Annotated in this window: 14 protein-coding genes; 6 read left to right on the top strand and 8 right to left on the bottom strand. The window is 63.4% G+C overall.

Annotated features, from left to right (window positions below):
* Nucleotides 1-112: 112 nt before the first annotated feature.
* From ACLI1C_RS12585 to ACLI1C_RS12575, 3 genes are all read left to right on the top strand, one after another.
* Nucleotides 113-2,257: a flagellar hook-basal body complex protein gene (locus tag ACLI1C_RS12585; RefSeq protein WP_411397282.1), complete on the top strand. Its 2,145-nt coding sequence runs from the start codon at nt 113-115 to the stop codon at nt 2,255-2,257.
* Nucleotides 2,258-2,326: 69 nt separating this feature from the next.
* Nucleotides 2,327-4,165, top strand: a complete 1,839-nt coding sequence (flgK, locus tag ACLI1C_RS12580) for a flagellar hook-associated protein FlgK (protein WP_411397280.1) — start codon at nt 2,327-2,329, stop codon at nt 4,163-4,165.
* A gap of 14 nt (nt 4,166-4,179) precedes the next feature.
* Nucleotides 4,180-6,207: a hypothetical protein gene (locus ACLI1C_RS12575; RefSeq protein WP_411397278.1), complete on the top strand. Its 2,028-nt coding sequence runs from the start codon at nt 4,180-4,182 to the stop codon at nt 6,205-6,207.
* A gap of 104 nt (nt 6,208-6,311) precedes the next feature.
* On the opposite strand, the gene flaF is transcribed toward ACLI1C_RS12575, so the two are convergent.
* From flaF to ACLI1C_RS12535, 8 genes are all read right to left on the bottom strand, one after another.
* The gene (gene flaF / locus ACLI1C_RS12570; protein ID WP_411397276.1) at nt 6,312-6,686 is read right to left on the bottom strand and encodes a flagellar biosynthesis regulator FlaF; all 375 of its coding nucleotides are present in this window, start codon (nt 6,684-6,686) and stop codon (nt 6,312-6,314) included.
* Nucleotides 6,637-7,065: a flagellar biosynthesis repressor FlbT gene (flbT, locus tag ACLI1C_RS12565; protein ID WP_411397275.1), complete on the bottom strand. Its 429-nt coding sequence runs from the start codon at nt 7,063-7,065 to the stop codon at nt 6,637-6,639. The genes flaF and flbT overlap by 50 nt, the downstream gene beginning before the upstream one ends.
* 121 nt (nt 7,066-7,186) lie before the next feature.
* A complete protein-coding gene (locus ACLI1C_RS12560; protein ID WP_411397274.1) occupies nt 7,187-9,064 on the bottom strand; it encodes a flagellin in 1,878 nt (625 codons plus the stop codon).
* Between the two features lie 187 nt (nt 9,065-9,251).
* On the bottom strand, nt 9,252-11,129 hold the full coding sequence (locus tag ACLI1C_RS12555) for a flagellin (RefSeq protein WP_411397273.1): 1,878 nt from the start codon (nt 11,127-11,129) through the stop codon (nt 9,252-9,254).
* A 202-nt stretch (nt 11,130-11,331) separates the two neighbouring features.
* Nucleotides 11,332-11,676 (bottom strand): hypothetical protein, encoded by a 345-nt coding sequence (locus ACLI1C_RS12550; RefSeq protein ID WP_411397271.1) that lies wholly within the window; start codon nt 11,674-11,676, stop codon nt 11,332-11,334.
* Nucleotides 11,677-11,778: 102 nt separating this feature from the next.
* The gene (locus tag ACLI1C_RS12545; protein ID WP_411397270.1) at nt 11,779-12,246 is read right to left on the bottom strand and encodes a flagellar protein FlgN; all 468 of its coding nucleotides are present in this window, start codon (nt 12,244-12,246) and stop codon (nt 11,779-11,781) included.
* On the bottom strand, nt 12,243-12,560 hold the full coding sequence (locus ACLI1C_RS12540) for a rod-binding protein (protein ID WP_411397269.1): 318 nt from the start codon (nt 12,558-12,560) through the stop codon (nt 12,243-12,245). The genes ACLI1C_RS12545 and ACLI1C_RS12540 overlap by 4 nt, the downstream gene beginning before the upstream one ends.
* Nucleotides 12,560-13,633 (bottom strand): flagellar basal body P-ring protein FlgI, encoded by a 1,074-nt coding sequence (locus ACLI1C_RS12535; protein WP_411398323.1) that lies wholly within the window; start codon nt 13,631-13,633, stop codon nt 12,560-12,562. The genes ACLI1C_RS12540 and ACLI1C_RS12535 overlap by 1 nt, the downstream gene beginning before the upstream one ends.
* Nucleotides 13,634-13,932: 299 nt before the next feature.
* Between ACLI1C_RS12535 and ACLI1C_RS12530 the strand changes: the two genes are divergently transcribed.
* From ACLI1C_RS12530 to ACLI1C_RS12520, 3 genes are all read left to right on the top strand, one after another.
* Nucleotides 13,933-14,352 (top strand): flagellar assembly protein FliX, encoded by a 420-nt coding sequence (locus tag ACLI1C_RS12530; protein ID WP_411397268.1) that lies wholly within the window; start codon nt 13,933-13,935, stop codon nt 14,350-14,352.
* A 152-nt stretch (nt 14,353-14,504) separates the two neighbouring features.
* Nucleotides 14,505-14,924, top strand: a complete 420-nt coding sequence (dksA, locus tag ACLI1C_RS12525; protein WP_411397266.1) for an RNA polymerase-binding protein DksA — start codon at nt 14,505-14,507, stop codon at nt 14,922-14,924.
* A 165-nt stretch (nt 14,925-15,089) separates the two neighbouring features.
* The gene (locus ACLI1C_RS12520) at nt 15,090-20,579 is read left to right on the top strand and encodes an alpha-2-macroglobulin family protein (protein ID WP_411397264.1); all 5,490 of its coding nucleotides are present in this window, start codon (nt 15,090-15,092) and stop codon (nt 20,577-20,579) included.
* Nucleotides 20,580-20,712: the final 133 nt, after the last annotated feature.

Genomic DNA, 20,712 nt, shown 5'->3' with positions numbered 1-20,712 from the left:
CCTCCCCACCGAAAAACCTGAGCAAAATCAATGCGAAGGGGAGTTGGCACCATGCTTGCATTGATACTTGCGAACGCGTCCCACGACGCAAACCGGTTTTACGGAGTATCACATGGGCATTTATGGCGCTCTTTCCAGTGCGGTGACCGGCCTGCGGGCCCAGGCGCACGCGCTGGAAAACATTTCGGGTAATATCGCGAACTCCCAGACCACGGGCTACAAGCGCATCGAGACCGATTTTCTCGACCTGATCCCCGATGCTCCGATTTCGCGTCAGGTGCCCGGCGCCGTGCTGGCACAGTCGCGCGGCACCAATGACGTGCAGGGCGATATCAAGACGGTCTCGAACGAGACCTTCATCGCGCTCAACTCCAACGGCTTCTTCGTGGTCGAGCCCAAGATCGGCCAGTCGGACGGCAATGCGGTGTTCGCCGGCACCAATTTCTTCACCCGCCGCGGCGATTTCGAGATAGACAAGGATGGTATGCTGGTCAACGGCGCTGGCTACTATCTCAAGGGCCTGCCCATCGATACGCGCACCGGCAATATCTCCGGCTCGGTGCCGGAAGTCATCAAGCTGTCCAACAGCTTCCTGCCGGCCCAGCAGACCAATCGCATCAACTACCAGGCCAACTTGCCGCAGCTTCCCAAGAACAGCGCCTACAATTCGGCGGTGTTCAATAGCGAACTGATGCAGGCCAAGAACTATGTGGCCGCGCCGGCGTGGGCGTCTGCTTCGGTTACGGGCACGACCGCGATCCAGGCGATCCCGGTCACAGCAACGGCAAACGGCACCGCGGCGCTGGATGGCACCGATCTGGCCAACACGGCCTTCGCCGATGGCGGCAGCCTGACGCTGACTGTGGCCGGCGTGCCGACGGTCTTCAATTTCTACGACAGCACGGTGCCCACCGCCCCTGCTGGTGGCCCCAATGACATCGACATCGGCACGATGGATATTGATACCGTCCTGGCGACCATCCAGACACAGGTTCGTGCGAGCGATCCTGCTGCGGCAAATGCCAATGTCGGGCTGGTCGCGGGTCAGGTGCGGATTAACCTTGGCACCAACACCACTGCCTCGTTCAACGTCGCTGGCGACGCAGGTACACTGACGGGCCTGGGCCTGGCTGCGGGCAATTCCGGGCCGACTTCGGACGCCTCTGCCGCAAATCATCTAGTGCCCGGCCAGACGCTGCGCCTGAACATCAACGGTACGGCCGTGACGTTCGAGTTCTACGATACGGCGACCTATACCGGCTCCAATCAGGGTGTTGACGTCTCGGGCGACATCACCACCGCACTGGCCAACCTGCAGGCTTCCATACGCGCCAATGGCGGGCCTTCCGCCTCCGGTGCGACGGTGGCGCTGAATGGCACCAACAACGTGCAGATCACCCTGGGCGACAACCACTATGCGAGCTTCTCCGTGGTCGAGGGTGATGCGGGTCTCGGTCTGGCGAACCTCACCAACTCGACCGCTCCGGTCCGCCCCAACATCGACAGCATTGCCGCCAACCAGAACGCCCTGTTCGTTTCCAACTCGATCTCTGGCGGCGCTGCCACGGTCTATGCCGAAAACGGCGCTCCGGCCAACGTGCAGCTTCGCTGGGCCAAGGTCGAGAGCGAGCAGGCCGGTGGCGACGACACCTGGCACCTCTTCTACATGTCCGACAGCTTCGCGACCGGTGCGGCCGAGATGTGGAAGCGGGTTGATGCAGACTTCGTCTTTGCCGATGACGGCTCGCTGGAATTGCCCACCGAAGCTGCGGTGATCCTGGAAGACCTGCAGGTCAATGGCGTTCTGGTCGGCGATATCGAGCTGCGCTACGACACCAATGGTCTCAGCCAGTTTGCCGACGTCAACGGCACGGCCAACGTCTCGACCCTCAACCAGAACGGCTATGGCGCCGGCGAATTCGTTTCGGTGGCCATCAATGACAATGGCCGGGTGACGGCGACCTACTCCAATGGCGAACGCATCGACATGGCGCAGGTGGTGACGGCGGAATTCAACGCCATCAACAAGCTCAAGCGTCTGGATGGCGGCGTGTTCTCGACCACTTCCGAGTCGGGCGAAGCAATCCTCGATCTTTCCGGTTCGGGCGTGATCGGCGGTGCGCTCGAGGCATCCAACACGGACATCTCCGACGAGTTCACCAAGCTGATCGTGACGCAGCAGGCCTATGCGGCCGGTACGCGCATCGTCAGCACGGCCGACGAAATGCTCCAGGAAGCGCTCAACATGATCCGCTGAGGCGGGTCGAGCCACTAACGGTCCGGGGCAGAAGCTCCGGGCCGGGTTCCCAGTGAGGAGTCCCATCGCATGGGTCTGACGACGTCAATCACCAATGCTGTGTCCGGTCTGCGGGTCAATCAGGATTCGATCGACGTCCTGAGCCGCAACATCGCCAATTCCGGCACGCCGGGATACCACCGGCAGTCGCTCAACGTCGTCGACTACAACTCCCAGTCGAGCACCTACGCGCGCACGATCGGCGTCAACCGCGCCTTCAATACCAGCCTCCAGACCTATTATACCCGCCAGGTGTCGGACACGGCCAATTCTGGCATTCAGGCAAGCTATCTTGATCGTCTGCAGGGTTTCCTCGGCAAACCTGGTGCGGATGGCTCGCTCGATACAGTCTTCGCCAATCTGCAGAATGCTCTCGAAGGCATCGCGACCAGTCCCGAGGACTACACATCCCGTTCGCAGGCCGTCACCGCGGCGCAGAGCATGGTTGAAACGCTCAACCGGCTGTCCTCCACCATCCAGGGCATGCGCCAGGAGACCGAGGGCCAGATTGCCTCGAACGTTCACAACCTGAACGGCATGCTGAATTCGCTGTCCGAAGTGAACAGCCGCATGCTCGATCTGGGCATGACGGACGGCGCCCGGGCGGCGCTGCTCGACCAGCGCGACCGCCTGGTGTCGTCGGTCGCCGAAATGATCGACGTGCGCGCTGACTATCGTGCCGACGGCACGGTCGCGCTGATGACGCGATCGGGTGTCGGCCTGCTCGATAACGGTGTCTCGACCTTCTCATTCGAGAGCGCGGGCAATCTGTCGCCCGATTCGCTGTTCAATGCCGACCAGGACAAGACCATGGTCGGCAAAGTGTCGCTGACCACGCCGTCGGGTCTCACCGTGGACCTGGTGACCCAGGGCGTGCTGCAGGGCGGCGAGCTGGGTGGCCTGATCACGCTGCGCGACAAGACCCTTGTCGAGGCCCAGGCCCAGCTCGACGAGATCGCCGCTGGCCTGGCGCAGGCCTTCTCGACGGTCAAGACCGAGGGCAGTGCCGTCGAAGTCGGCGATGCCAAGGGCTTCGATATCGATCTGGCCAATATGCGGCCGGGCAATGATATCCTCTTCACCTATTCCGAAGGTGGTCTCGACAAGCGGGTACGCCTGGTCAACAGCGTCACGCCCACCGACTATGTCGATGCAACCGGCCAGCGGGTGATCGGGCTGGACCTTTCGGCTGGCGCCGGGGCTGCAGCCGCCACGCTCAGCACCATGTTCCCGACCCTGGCGATCAGCAGCACCGGCCCGAATAACCTGCGCATTCTGGACGATGGGCTGACCGGCAAGACCGATCTCAAGTCGGCGGTTTCGCGGTCCACCTCCACCGGCCTGCAGGGCGCCGGCCTTGCCCTCAACCTCTTCGTTGACCAGGGCAACTCGGCCTTTACCAACGACCTCGATACCAATCCGCCGCAGAAGCAGGGCTTTGCCGCCCGCATCTCGATCAATACTGCCATTATCTCCGACAACCGGCTGCTGGTGCAGCACGAGGTTGGCGGAACGCTGGGCGATGCCGCGCGGGCGGACTACGTCATCGAGCAGCTCGAGCAGATGAAGTTCGTGTCGGGAGGCAACCCCGCCAACAATGCGGGGCGCTTCCAGCTGGCCGGCAATCTCAGCGAAGTCATCTCGCAGATTGTCGGTTTCCAGGGCTCATCCATCAATGCCGCCATCACCAAGCGCGACGACCGCCAGCTGACGCTCGATACCATCGTCGACCAGATGCAGACCGAATATGGCGTCAATATCGACGAGGAAATGGGGCGGTTGATGGAACTGCAGAATGCCTATGCAGCCAATGCTCGCGTGGTTTCGGTGGTCAAGGAACTGCTCGATGCCCTGTTCGCGTCAACGTAACGGAGTAGCGCAACATGATCGTCAATAAGTCCATGTTCCCGCTGCAGACCGGGTTTGGTGTCATCTCCCAGATGCAGGGGCGGTTTGCGGACCTGCAGACCCAGCTCGGCACCGGCATGAAGGCCTCGACGCTCGCCGATATGGGGCGCGACCTGCCCATGTCGCTGTCCGTGCGGACGCGCCTCGCCAAGATCGAAGGCTATTCGGCCAATATCGACACGGTCAGCCTCCGCCTGAGCTTTCTCGACAAGACGATGTCGCGCCTTGACCAGATGGAGGGTGAGGCCCGCAATGCGGCGGTGCAGGGCCAGTATGGCAGCAACAACATCAACATGGCCACCATTCCGGGCCTCTCCAAGGGCCGGCTCGACGAACTGGTGACCCTGCTCAACTCCGATGTTGCCGGCCGCTACCTGTTCGGTGGCTCCAACACCGATACCGCTCCCCTGCCGACGACCGATGTGTTGCTCAATGGCCAGGCCGGCAAGGCAGGCTTCCAGGCCGTGGTTTCCGAGCGCAAGACGGCCGACGCAGGTACCGATGGCCGCGGGCGGCTGACGTCCACTCATACCGCTGCCACAACGACCGTCACCCTGTCGGAAGATGGCGTGCACCCCTTCGGCATGAAGGTCTCGACGATCTCGAGCACCAGCGGCGACGTCACCGTGACCCAGCCTACCGCCGGCACCCTGCCGCTCGGGGATGAGGTCAGCGTCACCTTTGCACCGGCGCCTGCCGACCAGATCCAGTCCGGGCAGACCATTTCGATGGGCTTCACCCTGCCGGACGGCACCGAGACGCAGATCACGCTGCGCGCCGTGACGGCCGCCGAGGCCAATGGGTCGAACAATGAGTTCGTGATCGGCCTCGATGCGGAAGAGACCGCGGCCAATTTCAAGACCGCGCTGGATGCAAGGCTGGTCGAAGTCGGCAAGTCGGAACTGTCGGCCGCCTCGACCTATGCCGCCTCGGAGAACTTCTTCAACGGCCCGGGCGAGCCGGTGCTGCGCGTGTCGGGGAGCCCCGCCACCGCCACCTCGCTGCGCGTCGCCGATGCCAGCGATACAGTCATGTGGTATGGCGGCCAGACGCCGGCCGTATCCGTGCAGGGACTGGGCCGGCTGGAGATCAGCAGCTCCGCCGCCAATTCGGTTACCTTGGGTGAGAAGGCGCCGGTTTCGGCCAAGCACGGCTTCCAGATCACCGGCATATCGCCCGATACCGCCAGCATCGACACCAGCTATGCCGCAGGCGACCCCAGCAGTGCCAGCGTTGCATTCACCGCTGTGCCGGCGGCCGGCGAGACGGTCGAGGTGACCCTGACCGAGCCCAATGGCAATACCCGCACCCTGCAGCTGACGGCCGTTGTCGGCAAGGCTGGCTCGGGCCAGTTCAGCATCGGCGCCGATGCCGATGCCACGGCCGACAATTTCTCGACCGCCCTCAATGTGGTGGTGACCGAGGCGGCGATGGCTGCCGAGGGCAATCCGCGCCAGAGCGTCACGGCCAAGGTCGATGACGCCACCCGCGTGAATTACGGCATGGAAGCCAACGAGTCCGGCCTGCTGCGCCTGATGCGCACCCAGGCCGCGATGACGGTGGAAACCTATCCCACCGAGGCCGATATCCGCGCCTCCCGCGAGCCGATGCGGCTGGCGGCCATGGCCCAGCCCGATGGCCCGCTTCGCATCGCTGCCCTCAGCGACTACGAAAAGGCCGTCACTGCCGATATCCGCTCCGCCAATGGCCGCTTCGATGCCATGGCCAACCGGCAGCAGGAAGCGCTTTCTGAATCGCATAATGCCGAAAAGGGCTCGATCGAGATCCTGACCATGGAGCTGGCGGTGGCCAGCATCACGCTCAAGAGCTCGACGTCGCGTCACACCGCCTACAAGGCCCAGCTCGACAACCTGCTGAGCGACATCGAGACGGTCAGCAAGGAAGATGTCGCCATGGAGATCCTGGCCCTGCAGACCCGCCTGCAGGCGAGCTACCAGGCCACGGCCATGGTCAGCCAGCTCAGCATCGTGAACTTCCTTTAGCAACGCCGGCCCGCCGCCTTCGCGCGCGCCTGTCGTTCACAGAGTTGCCAAAAACAAAGCCCCGCATCGCTGCGGGGCTAATTGCATTGTCGGTAATTGGGGGGTCAGTTGCCGCGCAGGCCTGCAGCGATCTGGCGATTGAGCCGGACCAGCACGTCGAGCTGCTGTGGCTGCGGATTGGCCTCAAGCAGGATTTCGCGGGTCTGGTTCATGATGAACATGCCCAGATTGGCGATGTTCTGGCGGATTTCCTGGGGCAGGGGGCTGTCTTCCTTGGTCACCGCGGCCATGAAGATGATCCACAGCTTGCGATTGAAGGTCAGCGCGGCCTTCAGTTCCTGCTGGGTACCGGTCGCCCACTCGTCCTTGACCTTCTGCAGGCCCGCGGCTGCCTTCATCAGGAGGGCAGATTCGCGTTCACGGGGGGATTCAACGACTTTGGTCGTCTGCTGGTAGGCCAGAGCGCCTTGCTGATGCATGGTCTAGGAGGTCCTGTTCGTACTCAATAAGCCTTTGGGCTGCCTTCAGACCTTTGTAGAGAGACCCGGTTAATATCTCGTTGTTTATTTGCTCCAAAATCTCCAGGGAAGAGGGAACGGCCTCCAGGAAATCCCGGCTCATATCGAAGTAGGCGCGCTTGGCAGTCTCGCCTTCGTCGTCGTCGATATACATCAGCTGCACGGCCAGGTAGATGCGTTTGGCGGGCGTGTTGGCCGTCTCGGAGGTCAGGATATCCTTCTCGCGCAGGATCGGCGCCCGCCCCTCGATGAAGAGGCGCGTCCTCTGGTCCGAATTGGTGATGATGCAGTTGCCGACCAGCAGCTTTTCGCCGGGCTTCAGTTCGACCTTGAGCGCCATTTAGCCTGCCTCCACGACTCGAAATTCGTCCTGACTGGTCTAGCTCGCCCATTCGGCGAAAACAATGAAGGCGGGCCTTTGGCCCGCCTTGTGGATCGTATCGTGATGAACGAATGAGCGTCTAGCGCAGCAGCTGCAGGATCGACTGGTCGGCCTGGCTGGCCAGCGACAGCGAGTTCTGCGACAGCTGCTGGCGGGTCTGCAGGGCCAGCAGGTTGGCAGCTTCCGTGTTCATGTCGGCCAGCGTCAGGTTGCCGGCGCCGGTTTCGAGCGTATCGATCATGGCGGTGGTAAACGACTTGCGGTTCTGCACGATGGAGAGGTTCGAGCCGAAGGTGGAAGCCTGCGAGCGAACTTCGTCGAGCGCCTTCTTCATGTCGGACAGCAGACCGTCGATGGTCGTGTCGCTGTCGAGCTGCTCTTCCTCGAGTTGGGTCGGGACGCCCAGGTTCAGCGCGTTGACGGTTTCACCGCCGTCGGTCTGGATGTCGATGGCCGAGGTGCCGGTTTCGTTGAATGTGATGGTCAGCTTGTCGCCGCGTAGCAAGTTGATGCCGTTGAACGAGGCGTCGTCGGCGAGCTTGTCGAGCTGGTCACGCAGTTCGTTGAACTGGTCGGCCAGACCGGCGCGAACCGAGTTACCGGTGATCTTGCTCTCGGCTAGCGCGGCGCCGGTCAGGTTGCCACCGGAGGCCCCGGTGATGTTCAGCTCTTGGGTCGACTGATTCTCGATACGGAGCTTGCCGTTGTCGTTGGAGGCGCGGATGAAGCCCTGAAGATTGGTGTCGGCATTGATTGCGCGCACCAGTTCGTCGGCATTGTAGGCAGTGCCGGTTACGGTGGCAGCGGTCAGGTCGACAGTCGAGGCGGTGCCAAAGGTGTCGGAGACAATGTTGATGCTATTGCCCGAAGCCGTCACGCTGGCGCCTTCGATCTTGGCATTGAGAATGGCTGCGAACTCTTCCGCATCGTCAATGGTGCCATCCATATTGCCGGCGGCAATGACGTCCTTGTATGAGACCTCGATCTGCTGGTCTTCGCCATCGATGGTAGCGGCGAAGCTGATCTTGGCATCCTGATTGAAGGCGAGGGCAGTGCCGCCCCAGGTGAAGGAACCTATGCCAGCAGTGCCCTGATCCAGACCTAGCGCGCCGTTGACTGCTGCGCCCAGGCCAAGATTACCAAGGGTCGCGTCAGCGGTGGTGTCGGCACCGGTGTTCTGCGTCGCGATCATAATGTTGACGTCGGAGGTCGAGCCGGTGGTTTCCGACGTGATCGTCAGCACATTGCCGGCGAACGACACGGTGGCGCCGGTCAACTGGTTGTTGATCACAGTGGCTAGGTCTTCGGCGGTGGTAATCGACGTGCCGGTGAGGCCGGCAGCTGCAATTTCGGCAGCGTTGATGTCGATACTCTGGGCAGCGTTGCCATCCACCACGACGTCGAAGGAGAGCGTATCGTCATCGAGGTTGAGCGGGCCGGCCATGGTGAAGGATGCAGAGCTGGCGGTCGCTGCGGCGGCGCCGGTGCCGTCGGTGCCGGCTACGGGAGCATTCATGCCGAGCGCCGTGGCGGTCAAATCTTCATTGGCGAGCTTGACTGCGCGCGGCACGGTGCCGACTGCGCCCCCATCGAAGCTGATTTCACCGGCGGTGAGATTCTTGTTGAGGCCGTATGATGCGGTCTGGAAGGACTTGTCCTGGCGCGCCTGGCGCAGGGTCGACTGCATCGATTCGAGGGTCTTGGTCATGGCCGACAGGCCATTGTCCGCGGCTTCCAGCGTCTGGATGCCGTTCGCCATGGAATCGATCAGCGCGCCCAGGTCGCTGGCGCGATTGGTAAGGCCCTTGGCCGTGAACCAGCTGGAAGGATTGTCCAGAGCCGAGTTCACCTTATTGCCGGTAGCGAGACGATTTTGCGTCGTCTCCATCATGTCGGCAGTGCTCTTGAGCGAGAGTAGGTTCGACCGTACGGCCTTTGAGAGGGAGATATCCGCCATCTATGCAATCCTTGCCATGGGCCCGTCTCGGCCCCTTGCACAAGTGTTAACAGCGGTTTCTTAAAGGGGCGTTAACCATGCGAATTGACGCGCGGTAAACCATGATTAACGGGTTTCGAGGGCGCAAAAGAGAAGGGGCGGGTCTTGCGACCCGCCCCAACTAACTGAACGATATAGCTTTTTCCGATTAACGGATGAGCTGCAGGATCGACTGGTCGGCCTGGCTCGCCAGCGACAGCGAGTTCTGCGACAGGGACTGACGGGTCTGCAGAGCCAGCAGGTTTGCAGCTTCCGTGTTCATGTCGGCCAGCGTCAGGTTGCCGGCGCCATCTTCCAGCGTGTTAATCATGGCGTTGGTGAAGTCCTGACGGTTCTCGACGATCGAGAGATTCGAACCGAAGCTGGAAGCCTGCGAACGGACTTCGTTCAGTGCAGACTTCAGCTTAGCCAGTTCAGCGTCGATATTGGTGTCGCTGTCGAGGTCCTTGGCTTCCAGAGTGGTCGCCACGCCCAGGTTTGACGAGTTGATCGTTTCATTGTTCTCGGTCTGGATATCGATCGAGGACGTACCGGTTTCGTTGAAGGTGATCGACAGCTTGTCGCCACGCAGCAGATTGATACCGTTGAACGAAGCGTCGTCGGCAATCTTGTCAAGCTGGTCGCGCAGTTCGTTGAACTGGTCGGCCAGGCCTGCACGCACGGAGTTGCCAGCGATATCGCTTTCGGCGATAGCAGCGCCGGTCAGTTTGCCGGCGGAAGCGCCGGTGACTTCGAGAGCCTGGGTCGACTGGTTCTCGATGCGCAGCTTGCCGTTGTCGTTGGACGCACGGATCATGCCGGTCAGGTTTTCATCGGAGTTGATGGTCTGAACCAGCTCGTCAGCGGTGTAGGCAATGCCTTCGACCGTTGCCAGAGTCAGGTCGACGCCCGAGTCGGTACCGAAGGTATCGGACACGAGGTTGATGTTGTTACCCGAAGCTGAAACAGTCACACCTTCCAGCTTCGAGCCGAGGATAGCAGCGAATTCTGCGGCGCTATCAATGGTCGAGTCGTTGTTGCCGGCCTTCATCACGTCGTCCTGCGTGATTTCGATTTCCTGCTCTTCACCGTCGATGGTGGCAGTGAAGGAAATCTTGGCATCCTGGTTCACCGAGATGGCTTCGTTCGGCCAGGTAAGGCTGGCGAAGCCGGCAGTGCCGAGGTCGTCACCGGCGGTGCCGTTGACGGCGGCGGTGAGACCAAGGTTGGCCAGGGTGGCGTCGGCAGTGGTGTTGGCGCCGTCGGCCTGGGTTGCAATGGCGATGTCGACGTCGGACGTCGAACCGGTGCTTTCCGAGGTGACGGTCAGTGCGTTGCCGGCAAACGAAACGGTTGCGCCGGTCAGCTGGTTGTTGATCACGGTTGCCAGATCTTCGGCCGTGGTGATCGACGTGCCGGTGAGGCCGGCAGCGGTGATTTCAGCGGCGTTCAGGTCGATGGTCTGGGCAGCGCCACCGTCAACGGTCACGTCGAACGAGATGGTATCGTCGACGAGGTGGAGCGGGCCGGCCATGGTGAAGGCTGCAGTGCCCGAAGAAGCAGCAGCTTCGCCGGTACCGTCGGTGCCGGTCACGGCTGCGTTCATGCCGAGGGCAGCGGCGGTCAGGTCTTCATTGGCGAGCTTGACCGAACGGGCCACATTGCCAACCGAACCCTTCGAGAAGGAGAGTTCGCCGGTGGTGAGGCTGTCGTTCACGGAGAAGGAAGCGGTCTGGAAGGACTTGTCCTGGCGAGCCTGGCGCAGGGTCGACTGCATCGATTCAAGCGTCTTGGTCATGGACGAAAGGCCATTGTCCGCAGCTTCGAGCGTCTTGACGCCGTTCGCCATGGAGTCGAGCAGGGAGCCCAGGTCGCTGGCACGGTTGGTGAGGCCCTTGGCAGTGAACCAGCTGGAAGGATTGTCCAGGGCCGAGTTCACCTTGTTGCCGGTGGACAGACGGTTCTGGGTGGTTGCCATCATGTCCGCGGTGCCCTTCAGCGAGAGCAGGTTGGAACGGACGGCTTTCGAGAGCGAGATATCAGCCATTTAGGGTAGTGTCCTTTTCTAGGATTACGCAAGCTACAGCGCCTCTTCCTGAGGCAGGGCGATCCTTGAACGTCAGGCTCTAAAGAACTGTTAAATGGATGCCGAACATTTAGGCAAATTTGGCCGCCAGAGTATCTGCGCAAGAAAAAAGCCCCGGAGACCGGGGCTTTGGGGATCGTTTCAGGCATTCACCTGGCGTGAACTATGCCAGCAGGTCCTTGAGACGGGCCTGGGATTCCTCGGGGATGGTGCTGGAGCCAATGCGGCGGATCAGCTCTTCCATGGTCTGGGGCGTGGGCGGCAGCGCGCCGGCGATCACCGCAGCGGCAAACATCGAGGATGAATCGCGGCGCGGCGCTTCCGGCTGGGCCGGCTTCCCCTGATCGTCGGGCGTGAATTCCCTGTTGTTCCTTGCGGCAGCGTCTTCCCGGGCGGCGGGTGTGCTGTCAGGCAGTATGGCCCGTTCGCCCTTGAGGGGGCGATGACGGTAATCGGCCATGTTGGCGCCGCTGGCGATAGGCTGGTCGGCTGTAATGGCAGAAATCATGACGCTGTCCCTGCATCTGAAATTCCAGCCCGTACGGTTAGCCCATCCCTGTTGTCCGGCCGTTACCTAAATCCGTCCCAATCGATTCAAATTGTTCCTGGGTCACAGGGCCCGGTTGATGGCGATGCCGCGCGCCGAGCTGCCGGGATCCACCGTAATGGTGCCGGCACGGCCATAGGTCTTGGCCTGGTTCTGCTGTCCCACGACCTTGGCGACGTCGGTGAGAATGTCTTCGGTGACCATACGGGCCGTTGCCAGCACGCGCAGGTTCTCGGCCATCTGCGTGGCCAGGCGCTCGTGGCCGAGGCGCAGGCGTTCGATGGCATCGGGTGCCTGCTGCTTGAGGCGCGCGCTTTGGCGCTGCACGGAACGGGCAAAGCCGACATAGTCCTGTGCCAGCCGGGTCTTCTCCGGGGTCAGCGTACCCGCCTGGCGCATATGGCCGGCGCGCAACAGCGTGGTTTCCTCGTTCATCACATTCACCAGCGATGCAAGCGCCAGCTCGGCCATGTTGCAGAGCTCTTCGGCCGGCAGGCTATCGAGGGCGGCGAGGCGTGCGGCTGCGGTCATTTGCGGGCTCCCGGCAGTGTGTTCAGATTGTTGTTGGCTTCCTGCAAGGCGAGCAGGTCGGGCAGAAGTTGTTCGGCGATGCCGAGTCCCCCATTCTGGGCCATGGTCGCGGCCAGCTGTTCGGACTGCATGGAGCGCCAGGTTTCTTCCCCGAAGCCGCCGCCCATGACGCTTTCGTCGGTCTTGAGGCTGGAGAAGAGTTCCTTGGTGAGGGTGTTGAGGAACACGCCTTCGAATTCTTCCGCCTGCTGGCGTACGCGGGCGATCTGGCCGGGGGTGAGGCTGGAGCCGGGCTGCTTGATGGTATCGATCATCACAGCACCTCGATCTCGGCCTGCAGGGCGCCCGTGGCCTTGATGGCCTGGAGGATGGCAATCAGGTCGCGCGGGGAAATGCCAAGTGCATTGAGGCCGTCGACCAGTTCCTGCAGCGTCACCGACTCGTTGACTACGGCCAGGGCGGTCTCCGACAGGTTGGCATTGAGCGTCGTATTGGGCTCCACCGCCGTGACGCCCTGGCTCAGCGGGTTGGGCTGCACCACTGTGGGGTCCTCGGCAATGGTCACGGTCAGGTTCGACTGCGCCACGGCCACGCTCGACACCCGGACGTCCTTGCCCATGACGATGATGCCGGAATTCTCGTCGATGACGATCTTGGCCGTCTGGTCGGTCTGGACGATCAGCTGTTCGATGTCGGTCAGCAGGTCGACGATATTGCCGTTGAAGCCGCGGGGCAGGGTGACCCGTACCGTGGCCGGATCCTCGGGGGTCGCTGTGGGGGCGCCGATGAAGTCATTGACCGCCAGCGCGATGCGGCGAGCCGTGGTAAGGTCCGGGTTACGCAAGGCCAGCCGGAGGGAGGTCTGCGAGCCGAGATGGAAATCGATCTCGCGTTCGACCAGGGCACCGGAGGAGATGCGGCCGGTGGTAGGGACACCCGAGATGATGGTCGCTGCATCGCCCTCGGCCTTGAAGCCATTGATGGAGACCGGGCCCTGCGCAATGGCATAGACCTCGCCATCGGCGCCGACCAGCGGCGTCACCAGCAGGGTGCCGCCCTGGAGGCTGTCGCTGTCGCCCAGCGCGGCCACGGACACGTCCATGCGCGAGCCCTGGGTGGCAAAGGGGGGCAGGTTGGCCGTTACCATGACCGCCGCGACATTGGCAGTGCGGACATTCTCGCCGGCGGTATTGACGCCGAGCCGTTCCAGCATGGATTGCAGCGACTGCTTGGTGAAGGGGGAGTTGTTGAGGCTGTCGCCCGTGCCATTGAGGCCAACCACGAGGCCATAGCCGACCAGCTGGTTCTCGCGCACGCCTTCGAAGTCGACAATGTCCTTGATGCGCGCCGCCGCGGCACTGGCCTCGAGGGTCGGCAGCAGCACCATGGTTATGGTGAGCGCTCCGGCGAGCAGCTTGCGCAGCAGTGATCTGGTCATCAGGCATCCCCGTCGTCTGGCCGAGCCTTCCCCATGGCGCAGCATTCGCAGACGGCATTGCGAAAACCGTGCCAGTTCTGGCGGCCGGCGGCAGAGGCCCGGATAGCAAGGGGTTTCGGGCTATAGGAGGCGCCGCATCTGGGAACGGAGTGGGCTGCTGAGCAATTCTTGCCGGGCTTGTTAAGGCCTTGTTAACGGCTGGCGGCAGATTTTGCCGGTGAAGGCCGCGAACCGATTTGAGTCCCAGCTTGCGCATCGACACCACCAACCGAACCTCTGGCGTAGGCCGCGGCAATGCCGCGGGCCGCTCCGGCTCGGGCGTGGACTTCGTCCCGGCCGGGGGCGGGGCGCCGGCACGTGTCGCCGGTACAACGCCGATGCAGGCCATGGCGGGGATCGATTCCATCCTGGCTCTGCAATCGGTCGAGGGGCCGCTCACCGCCCGGAAGAAGGCGGTTCGCCGCGGTGCCTCGCTGCTTGATCTGCTGGATGAGATCAAGACCGACCTGCTGATCGGCAGGGTCAGCGCCGACAGCCTTGATGGCATGGTGGCCATGCTTTCGGAGATGCGCGAGCGCTCGCTGCCGGGCCTCGACAGCCTGCTCGACGACATCGAATTGCGGGTCCGCGTCGAGCTCGCCAAGTTCGGGCGCTTTCCTCCGGCCTGACCGCTGGTCATCAAAATGTTGTCAGTTTCAGGCTATGCGCCTGACGCGCTGGAGGTTTTCCCGGTTAAGCAGCATTGCGCTGAACGCTTGCCGAGGGTTGCCTAGGCGCATATATAGGCCGCCTTAGGGGTGCATTGGAGTTGAGTCTGCTGATGTCTTCGGTTGCAGAAGTGATTGAATACCGGCCCAGTGACGACGAGCCGTTCATGAATCCGCGCCAGCGGGAGTATTTCAGGGCCAAGCTCAACGCGTGGAAGGACGACATCCTCCGCGAGAGCCGTGGGACCCTCGACAACCTCCAGGAAGAGAGCCAGAACCATCCTGACATGGCCGACCGCGCCAGTTCGGAAAGTGACCGCTCCCTCGAATTGCGCACGCGGGACCGGCAGCGCAAGCTGATTGCCAAGATCGATGCGGCGCTCAAGCGCCTCGATGATGGCACCTACGGCTATTGCGAGGAAACTGGCGATCCGATCGGCATTGCCCGGCTTGATGCCCGCCCCATCGCCACGCTCAGCCTGGAAGCCCAGGAAATGCATGAGCGCCGCGAAAAGGTCTACCGGGACGAGTAACCGTCCAGCAGTTTGCAGACAGGCCCGCAGCTATGCGGGCCTTTTTCTTGGGCGGCCGGGGATCTGTCGTCCAAAAGACAGTTCTACTGAAATTCGATAGTTTTCCTGCCTTGCTTCAACCTTATCTTCGCGGCCATATGAGGCCGTTGAACTTGGGAGGGCAACATGCAGTTCGTCTCGAAAGCGGCCTGGCTTGGTCTGGCAATCGTTCTGGCGCTGAGTTCTCCCGGGGCGGCTGCCGATCAGAAGATCACGCTGCTGGAAAACACCGATCTGCCCGGCTTCGACTACGCCATTGTCCGCGATACTGACCTCGACGCCTGCAGCGCCGCCTGCGCCGAAGACAATATCTGCCGCGCCTTCACCTTCAATTCCCAATCCAGGTGGTGCTTCCTCAAGGGCACGGTCGGCGAAGAGGCGCAGTTCGACGGCGCCACATCCGGCCGCGTCAGCCGGGCGCCATCTCCTGCGGTCACCGAGGCCGTCCGCCAGGCCGAGCTGCCCTTTCCGGCGCAGAACATCATCGATGCGGCCCGCCGTTTCGCCGATGAACTGCCCCAGACCGATGCGCCACCACCCAAGGTCACCTATGCCGGCCTCGTCGCTTCGGGCGACGAAGCCATGGAGGAGGGCAATCTGGCCGGCGCCATGGTGGCCTACCGCCAGGCGCTGGCCATCAATGCCAATGACCGCGCGGTCTGGCAGGCGCTGGCCCAGGCCGCGCTGGCGCGGGCCGAAATGGTTGCCGGGCAGTCCGAGGGCGACGACAGCCGCGAGCTTGCGGTCACCGCCACGTCGGCGGCCATGAATGCCTTCCTGCGGTCCACCGAGACGCAGGAGCGAGCCGATGCGCTGGCGGCCCTCGCCAATGGCATGGAATACCGCGAGATGTGGCGCGAGGTCATCGCCACCTACCGGCTGAGCCTGAGCCTCATGCCAAACGAAGCCGTCGCGGCCCATCTCGACGAGGTCGTGGCGCAGAACGGCTTCCGCGTGGTCAATCACGTGGTCGATGCCGAAGCCGCCTCTCCGCGCGTCTGCGCGGTATTTTCCGCGCCGCTGCCGAGCGGGTCGACCGATCTTTCCGCCTATGTCGTCATTGCCGACACGCCGCAGGCCTCCGTCGAAACCGAGCAGGACCAGATCTGCGTCGAGGGCCTGCTGCATGGTGGGCGCTATGACATCCGCCTGCGCGCCGGGCTGCCTTCGGCGGATGGCGAAACCTTGCTGAGCGATGTCACGCTCGATGTCTATGTGCCAGACCGCTCGCCCTTTATCGGCTTTGCCAACAATGCCTATGTCATGCCTGCCGGTCTCGGCGGCGGCCTGCCGATCACCTCGGTCAATGCCGATATTGCCGAGGTCATGATCTACCGGATCGGTGATCGCTCTGTGGCCACCGCCGTGCGCGATGGCATTTTCCAGGGCAATCTCAGCGAATATGGCGCCGAGGACATTGCTAATCGCGTCGGCGAGCAGGTGTGGACCGGCGAGGTTGACCTGGCGCGGGGCGAACCCAATGCGCTGACCACCACGGCCATTCCGGTGGCCGACACGCTCGGCGACATGCCGGCCGGAGCCTATGTGATCACCGCCAAGATCAAGGACGAGTATTCCGAATACTGGTCCGAGATGGCCACGCAGTGGTTCATCGTCACCGATCTCGGCCTCACCACGATTGCCGGCGATGACGGGGTGCATGCCTTCGTGCGTGGCCTGACCGATGCGCAGCCCATTGCCAATGCCACGGTGCGGCTGGTTGCGGTCAATAATGAAGTCCTCGGTGAGACCACCAGTGATCCCGAAGGCCGCGCGGTGTTTGCACCGGGCCTGGCGCGCGGCGAGGGGGGCAGGGCGCCGCAGCTGCTCGTCGCCGAGACGGAGGATGGCGACTATGCCTTCCTCGACCTCTCCCGCCCTGCCTTCGATCTGACCGATCGCGGCGTCGAGGGCCGCCCCTCGCCGGGTCCGCTCGACGTCTTCGCCACCACAGAGCGTGGCGTCTACCGACCAGGCGAGACGGTCTATCTGACGGCCCTGCTGCGCGATGACCGCGCCATGGCCGTCACCGGCCTGCCGCTGACGCTGGAAGTCGAGCGCCCCGATGGCGTCGTCGCCACGCGCGAAGTGCTCAATGATGCGGGCGCTGGCGGCTATTTCGCCGCTCTGCCCATGGTGGCCGAGGCCATGCGCGGTTCGTGGACTGCCCGGCTCTATGCCGACCCCAAGGCGGAGGCCCTGTCGAGCACCAGTTTCCTGGTCGAGGATTTCGAGCCCGAACGCCTGGCCTTCGAGATCAGCGCGCCCGAAACGCCGCTGGAAACCGGTGTCGTCACCGAGATCGACGTCGCCGCCAAGTATCTCTATGGCGCCACTGCGCCCGGCCTCGCCATCGAGGCCGATGCCATAATCCGCCCGGTGACCACTCTGGCCGATTTCCCCGGCTATACTTTCGGCCGGCTCGACGACACCATCGAGACCAGCCGCGAGCCGCTGGGCGTGGTCGGTACGACGGACGAATCCGGCGATGCCGTGGCCGAGGTGACCTTGCCTGAACCGCAGGTCACGACACGCCCGCTCGAGGCCCAGCTCCTGCTGCGCCTCGTCGACACCAATGGCCGCACCATTGAGCGCAGCCTCAGCCGGCCCGTGCTGGCCGGTGGCGATCGCATTGGCATCAAGCCGGCCTTCAGCGATGCGACCGGTCTCGAAGAGGGCAGCGAAGCGCGCTTTGATATCATAGCCGTGTCGCCCGAGGGCGAAGCCGTGGCCAAGACTGGCCTCGACTGGTCCATCTCGCGCGTCGAGACCAATTACCAGTGGTATCGCAACGGCAGTGCCTGGCAGTGGGAAGCCATTACCACCACGCGTGAAATCGCCACCGGAACTGTCGACACGCCCGATGGCGGACCGGCCAGCATCGGCGCCAATGTCGATTGGGGCCTCTACCGCGTCGAGGTCGAAAGCCCCGGCCCGGACGCCACTTCGTCCAGCTACGAATTCTATGCCGGCTACTATTATGCCGATGCCGGCAGCGACACGCCGGACACGCTGCAGGTTGCGCTCGACAAGCCGGCCTACCGAGTCGGCGAGACGGCCAATCTCAAGCTCGATCCGCAGTTTTCCGGCACCGCGCTGGTGATGGTGGTCGACAACCGCGTCATCGCCATGCAGGCGGTCGAGGTGCCCGAAGGCGGCACCACCGTGCCGCTTGAGGTCACCGACGCCTGGGGTCCTGGCGCCTATGTCACTGCCATCCTCTATCGTCCGGCTGACGCCAGCGAGAAGCGCATGCCATCGCGGGCGCTGGGACTGGCCTTCGCCGATGTTGAACCGGGCGATCGCAAGCTCGCTGTGACCCTCGATACGCCAGCAGAAACGCTGCCGCGGCAGAGCTTCACCACGACCGTGGAACTGGGCAACCTGGCCGCCGGCCAGACCGCCTATGTCGCGGTCGCGGCGGTGGATCTCGGCATTCTCAATCTCACCAACTTCAAGGTGCCGGATCCGGACGGATGGTATTTCGGCCAGCGCCAGCTCGGCATGGATATTCGCGACCTCTATGGCTCGCTGATCGATCCGACCCAGGGCCTGGCTGGAGCCATGCGCTCGGGCGGCGACGGTGGCTCGTCGCGTACCGGCACGCCGCCGGCCACCTCGGTGCTGGTCGCGCTGCATTCCGGGATCGTGGAAGTCGATGCCGATGGCACGGCCACGATCACCTTCGACATGCCGGACTTCTCCGGCACGGTGCGGGTCATGGCAATGGCCTGGACCGACACGGCCGTGGGCCATGCCTCGGCCGATGTCATCGTCCGCGATCCGGTGGTCGTTACGCTCAGCCCGCCGCGCTTCTTGCGCGTTGGCGACGAATCGCGCCTCCTGGTCGAGATCAACAATATCGGGGGCGCTGCCGGCACCTATGGCGTCGCGCTGTCGACGGGCGACGGCATCGCCACGCAGGGCGAGTCCACCGATATCGAGCTTGCTGAAGGCGAGCGGACATCGCTCGACCTGTCGCTCAATGGCATGCAGATCGGCGACTGGCCGGTGGTGCTGACCATCACGGCGCCTGATGGCTCCACCCAGACCAAGGAACTGCTGCTCGGTGTCCGGCCGATCAGCGCGCCGGTCACCACCAGCCGCCTGCTGCCCATTGCGGCAGGGGAGAGCGTCACCATTGGCGAGGATTTCTTCGACAGCTACATGGCCGATACCGGAGCACTGACCCTGGCCATCGGTCCCATTGCCCGTCTCGACGTGCCGGGCCTGCTGCTGTCGCTCGATCGCTACCCTTATGGCTGTGCCGAACAGATCTCCAGCCGGGCCCTGCCACTGCTCTATCTCAACGACGTCGCCAAGCTGATCGGCCTCACCGAAGACGAGGAACTCAACGACACGGTAAGCGACGCCATTGCGAACCTGCTGTCCAAGCAGACCTCCGGCGGTGGCTTTGGCCTCTGGGGGCCGTTCGACGGCGGGGATCTGTGGCTCGACGGCTTTGTCACCGACTTCCTGCTGCGCGCCAAGGCAGCGGGCTATGCGGTGCCCGAGCAGGCCATGACCATGGCGCTCGACAACCTCTCCAACCAGTTGTCCTACGCCTCGGATTTCGACAATGGCGGGGAAGACATCGCCTATGCCCTCTATGACCTGGCCCGGGCCGGGCGTGCCGCCATGGGCGATCTGCGCTACTATCACGAGGCGCGCCTTGATGCCTTCGGTTCGCCGCTGGCCCAGGCGCAGCTCGGCGCAGCCCTGTCTCTCTATGGCGATCCGACCCGCGCCAATTCCGCCTTTGCGGCGGCCGTTGCGGGCCTGTCCGAGCCTGACAATGCCAGGCGCTACCGTGCCGATTATGGCACCCGCCTGCGCGACATGGCCGGTGTGCTGGCCCTGGCCGCCGAGTTCAAGCCGGCCAGCGTGGACCTCTCCGCCCTGGCTACCCAGCTGGCCAAGCTGCGCGACCGCAAGGACTATACCTCGACGCAGGAAGACAGCTGGACCCTGCTTGCGGCTGCGGCACTGGGCGAGGCCAGCACCGATGGCTCGATCACGCTCGATGGCGAGGCCCTGACGGGCCAGGCCTATCGACGCTTCGAACAGGCCGGCTTTGCGCCGGTTGAGATCGCCAATACCGGCGATGTCGCTACCGAGGCCAAGGTCACCGTCACCGGCTATCCCGCCGAGGCACCGGAAGCGTCGAGCAACGGCTTCACGCTGAGCCGCGACTACTACCTGCCCGATGGCACGCCCATCGATCCTCAGGCTGATCCGCTCGGGCAGAACGAGCGGCTCGTCGTGGTGCTGACCGTGTGGCCGCAGCAGCTCGGATCGGGGCAATATATGGTGGCCGATCCGCTGCCGGCGGGCTTCGAGATCGAAAATCCGGACCTGTCGGCCGGAGGCGGGGTCTCGGACTTCAGCTGGCTCAGCCTGGATACCGCCACCCATGTGGAGTCGCGGACCGACCAGTATGTTGCCGCGTTCCGCTACTTCTCGGAAACCGGCAGCTTCACCACCGCCTATCTGGTGCGGGCGGTATCTCCCGGCAGCTTCGTGCTGCCCGGCGCCACGGTGGAGGACATGTATCGCCCCGAGTTCCGGGCGAATATGGGCGCGGGCGCCATCGAGGTTACCCCGGCCGGGCCATGAGTATGGTGCGGACCCATCGGATCTTGCGCCGGGCCACCTCTCCCTTTGGGGGAGAGGTCGGCGGCGAAGCCGACGGGTGAGGGGGCCTTTCTGTGCGAACGGATTTAAGCAAAGGCCCCCTCACCCGACCGAA

Origin of the sequence: Devosia sp. XGJD_8, from assembly GCF_046614475.1 — a bacterium.
Lineage (GTDB): Bacteria > Pseudomonadota > Alphaproteobacteria > Rhizobiales > Devosiaceae > Devosia.
The sequence above is the reverse complement of the archived record's forward strand: the minus strand, read 5'-3'. Positions and strand labels throughout refer to the sequence as shown.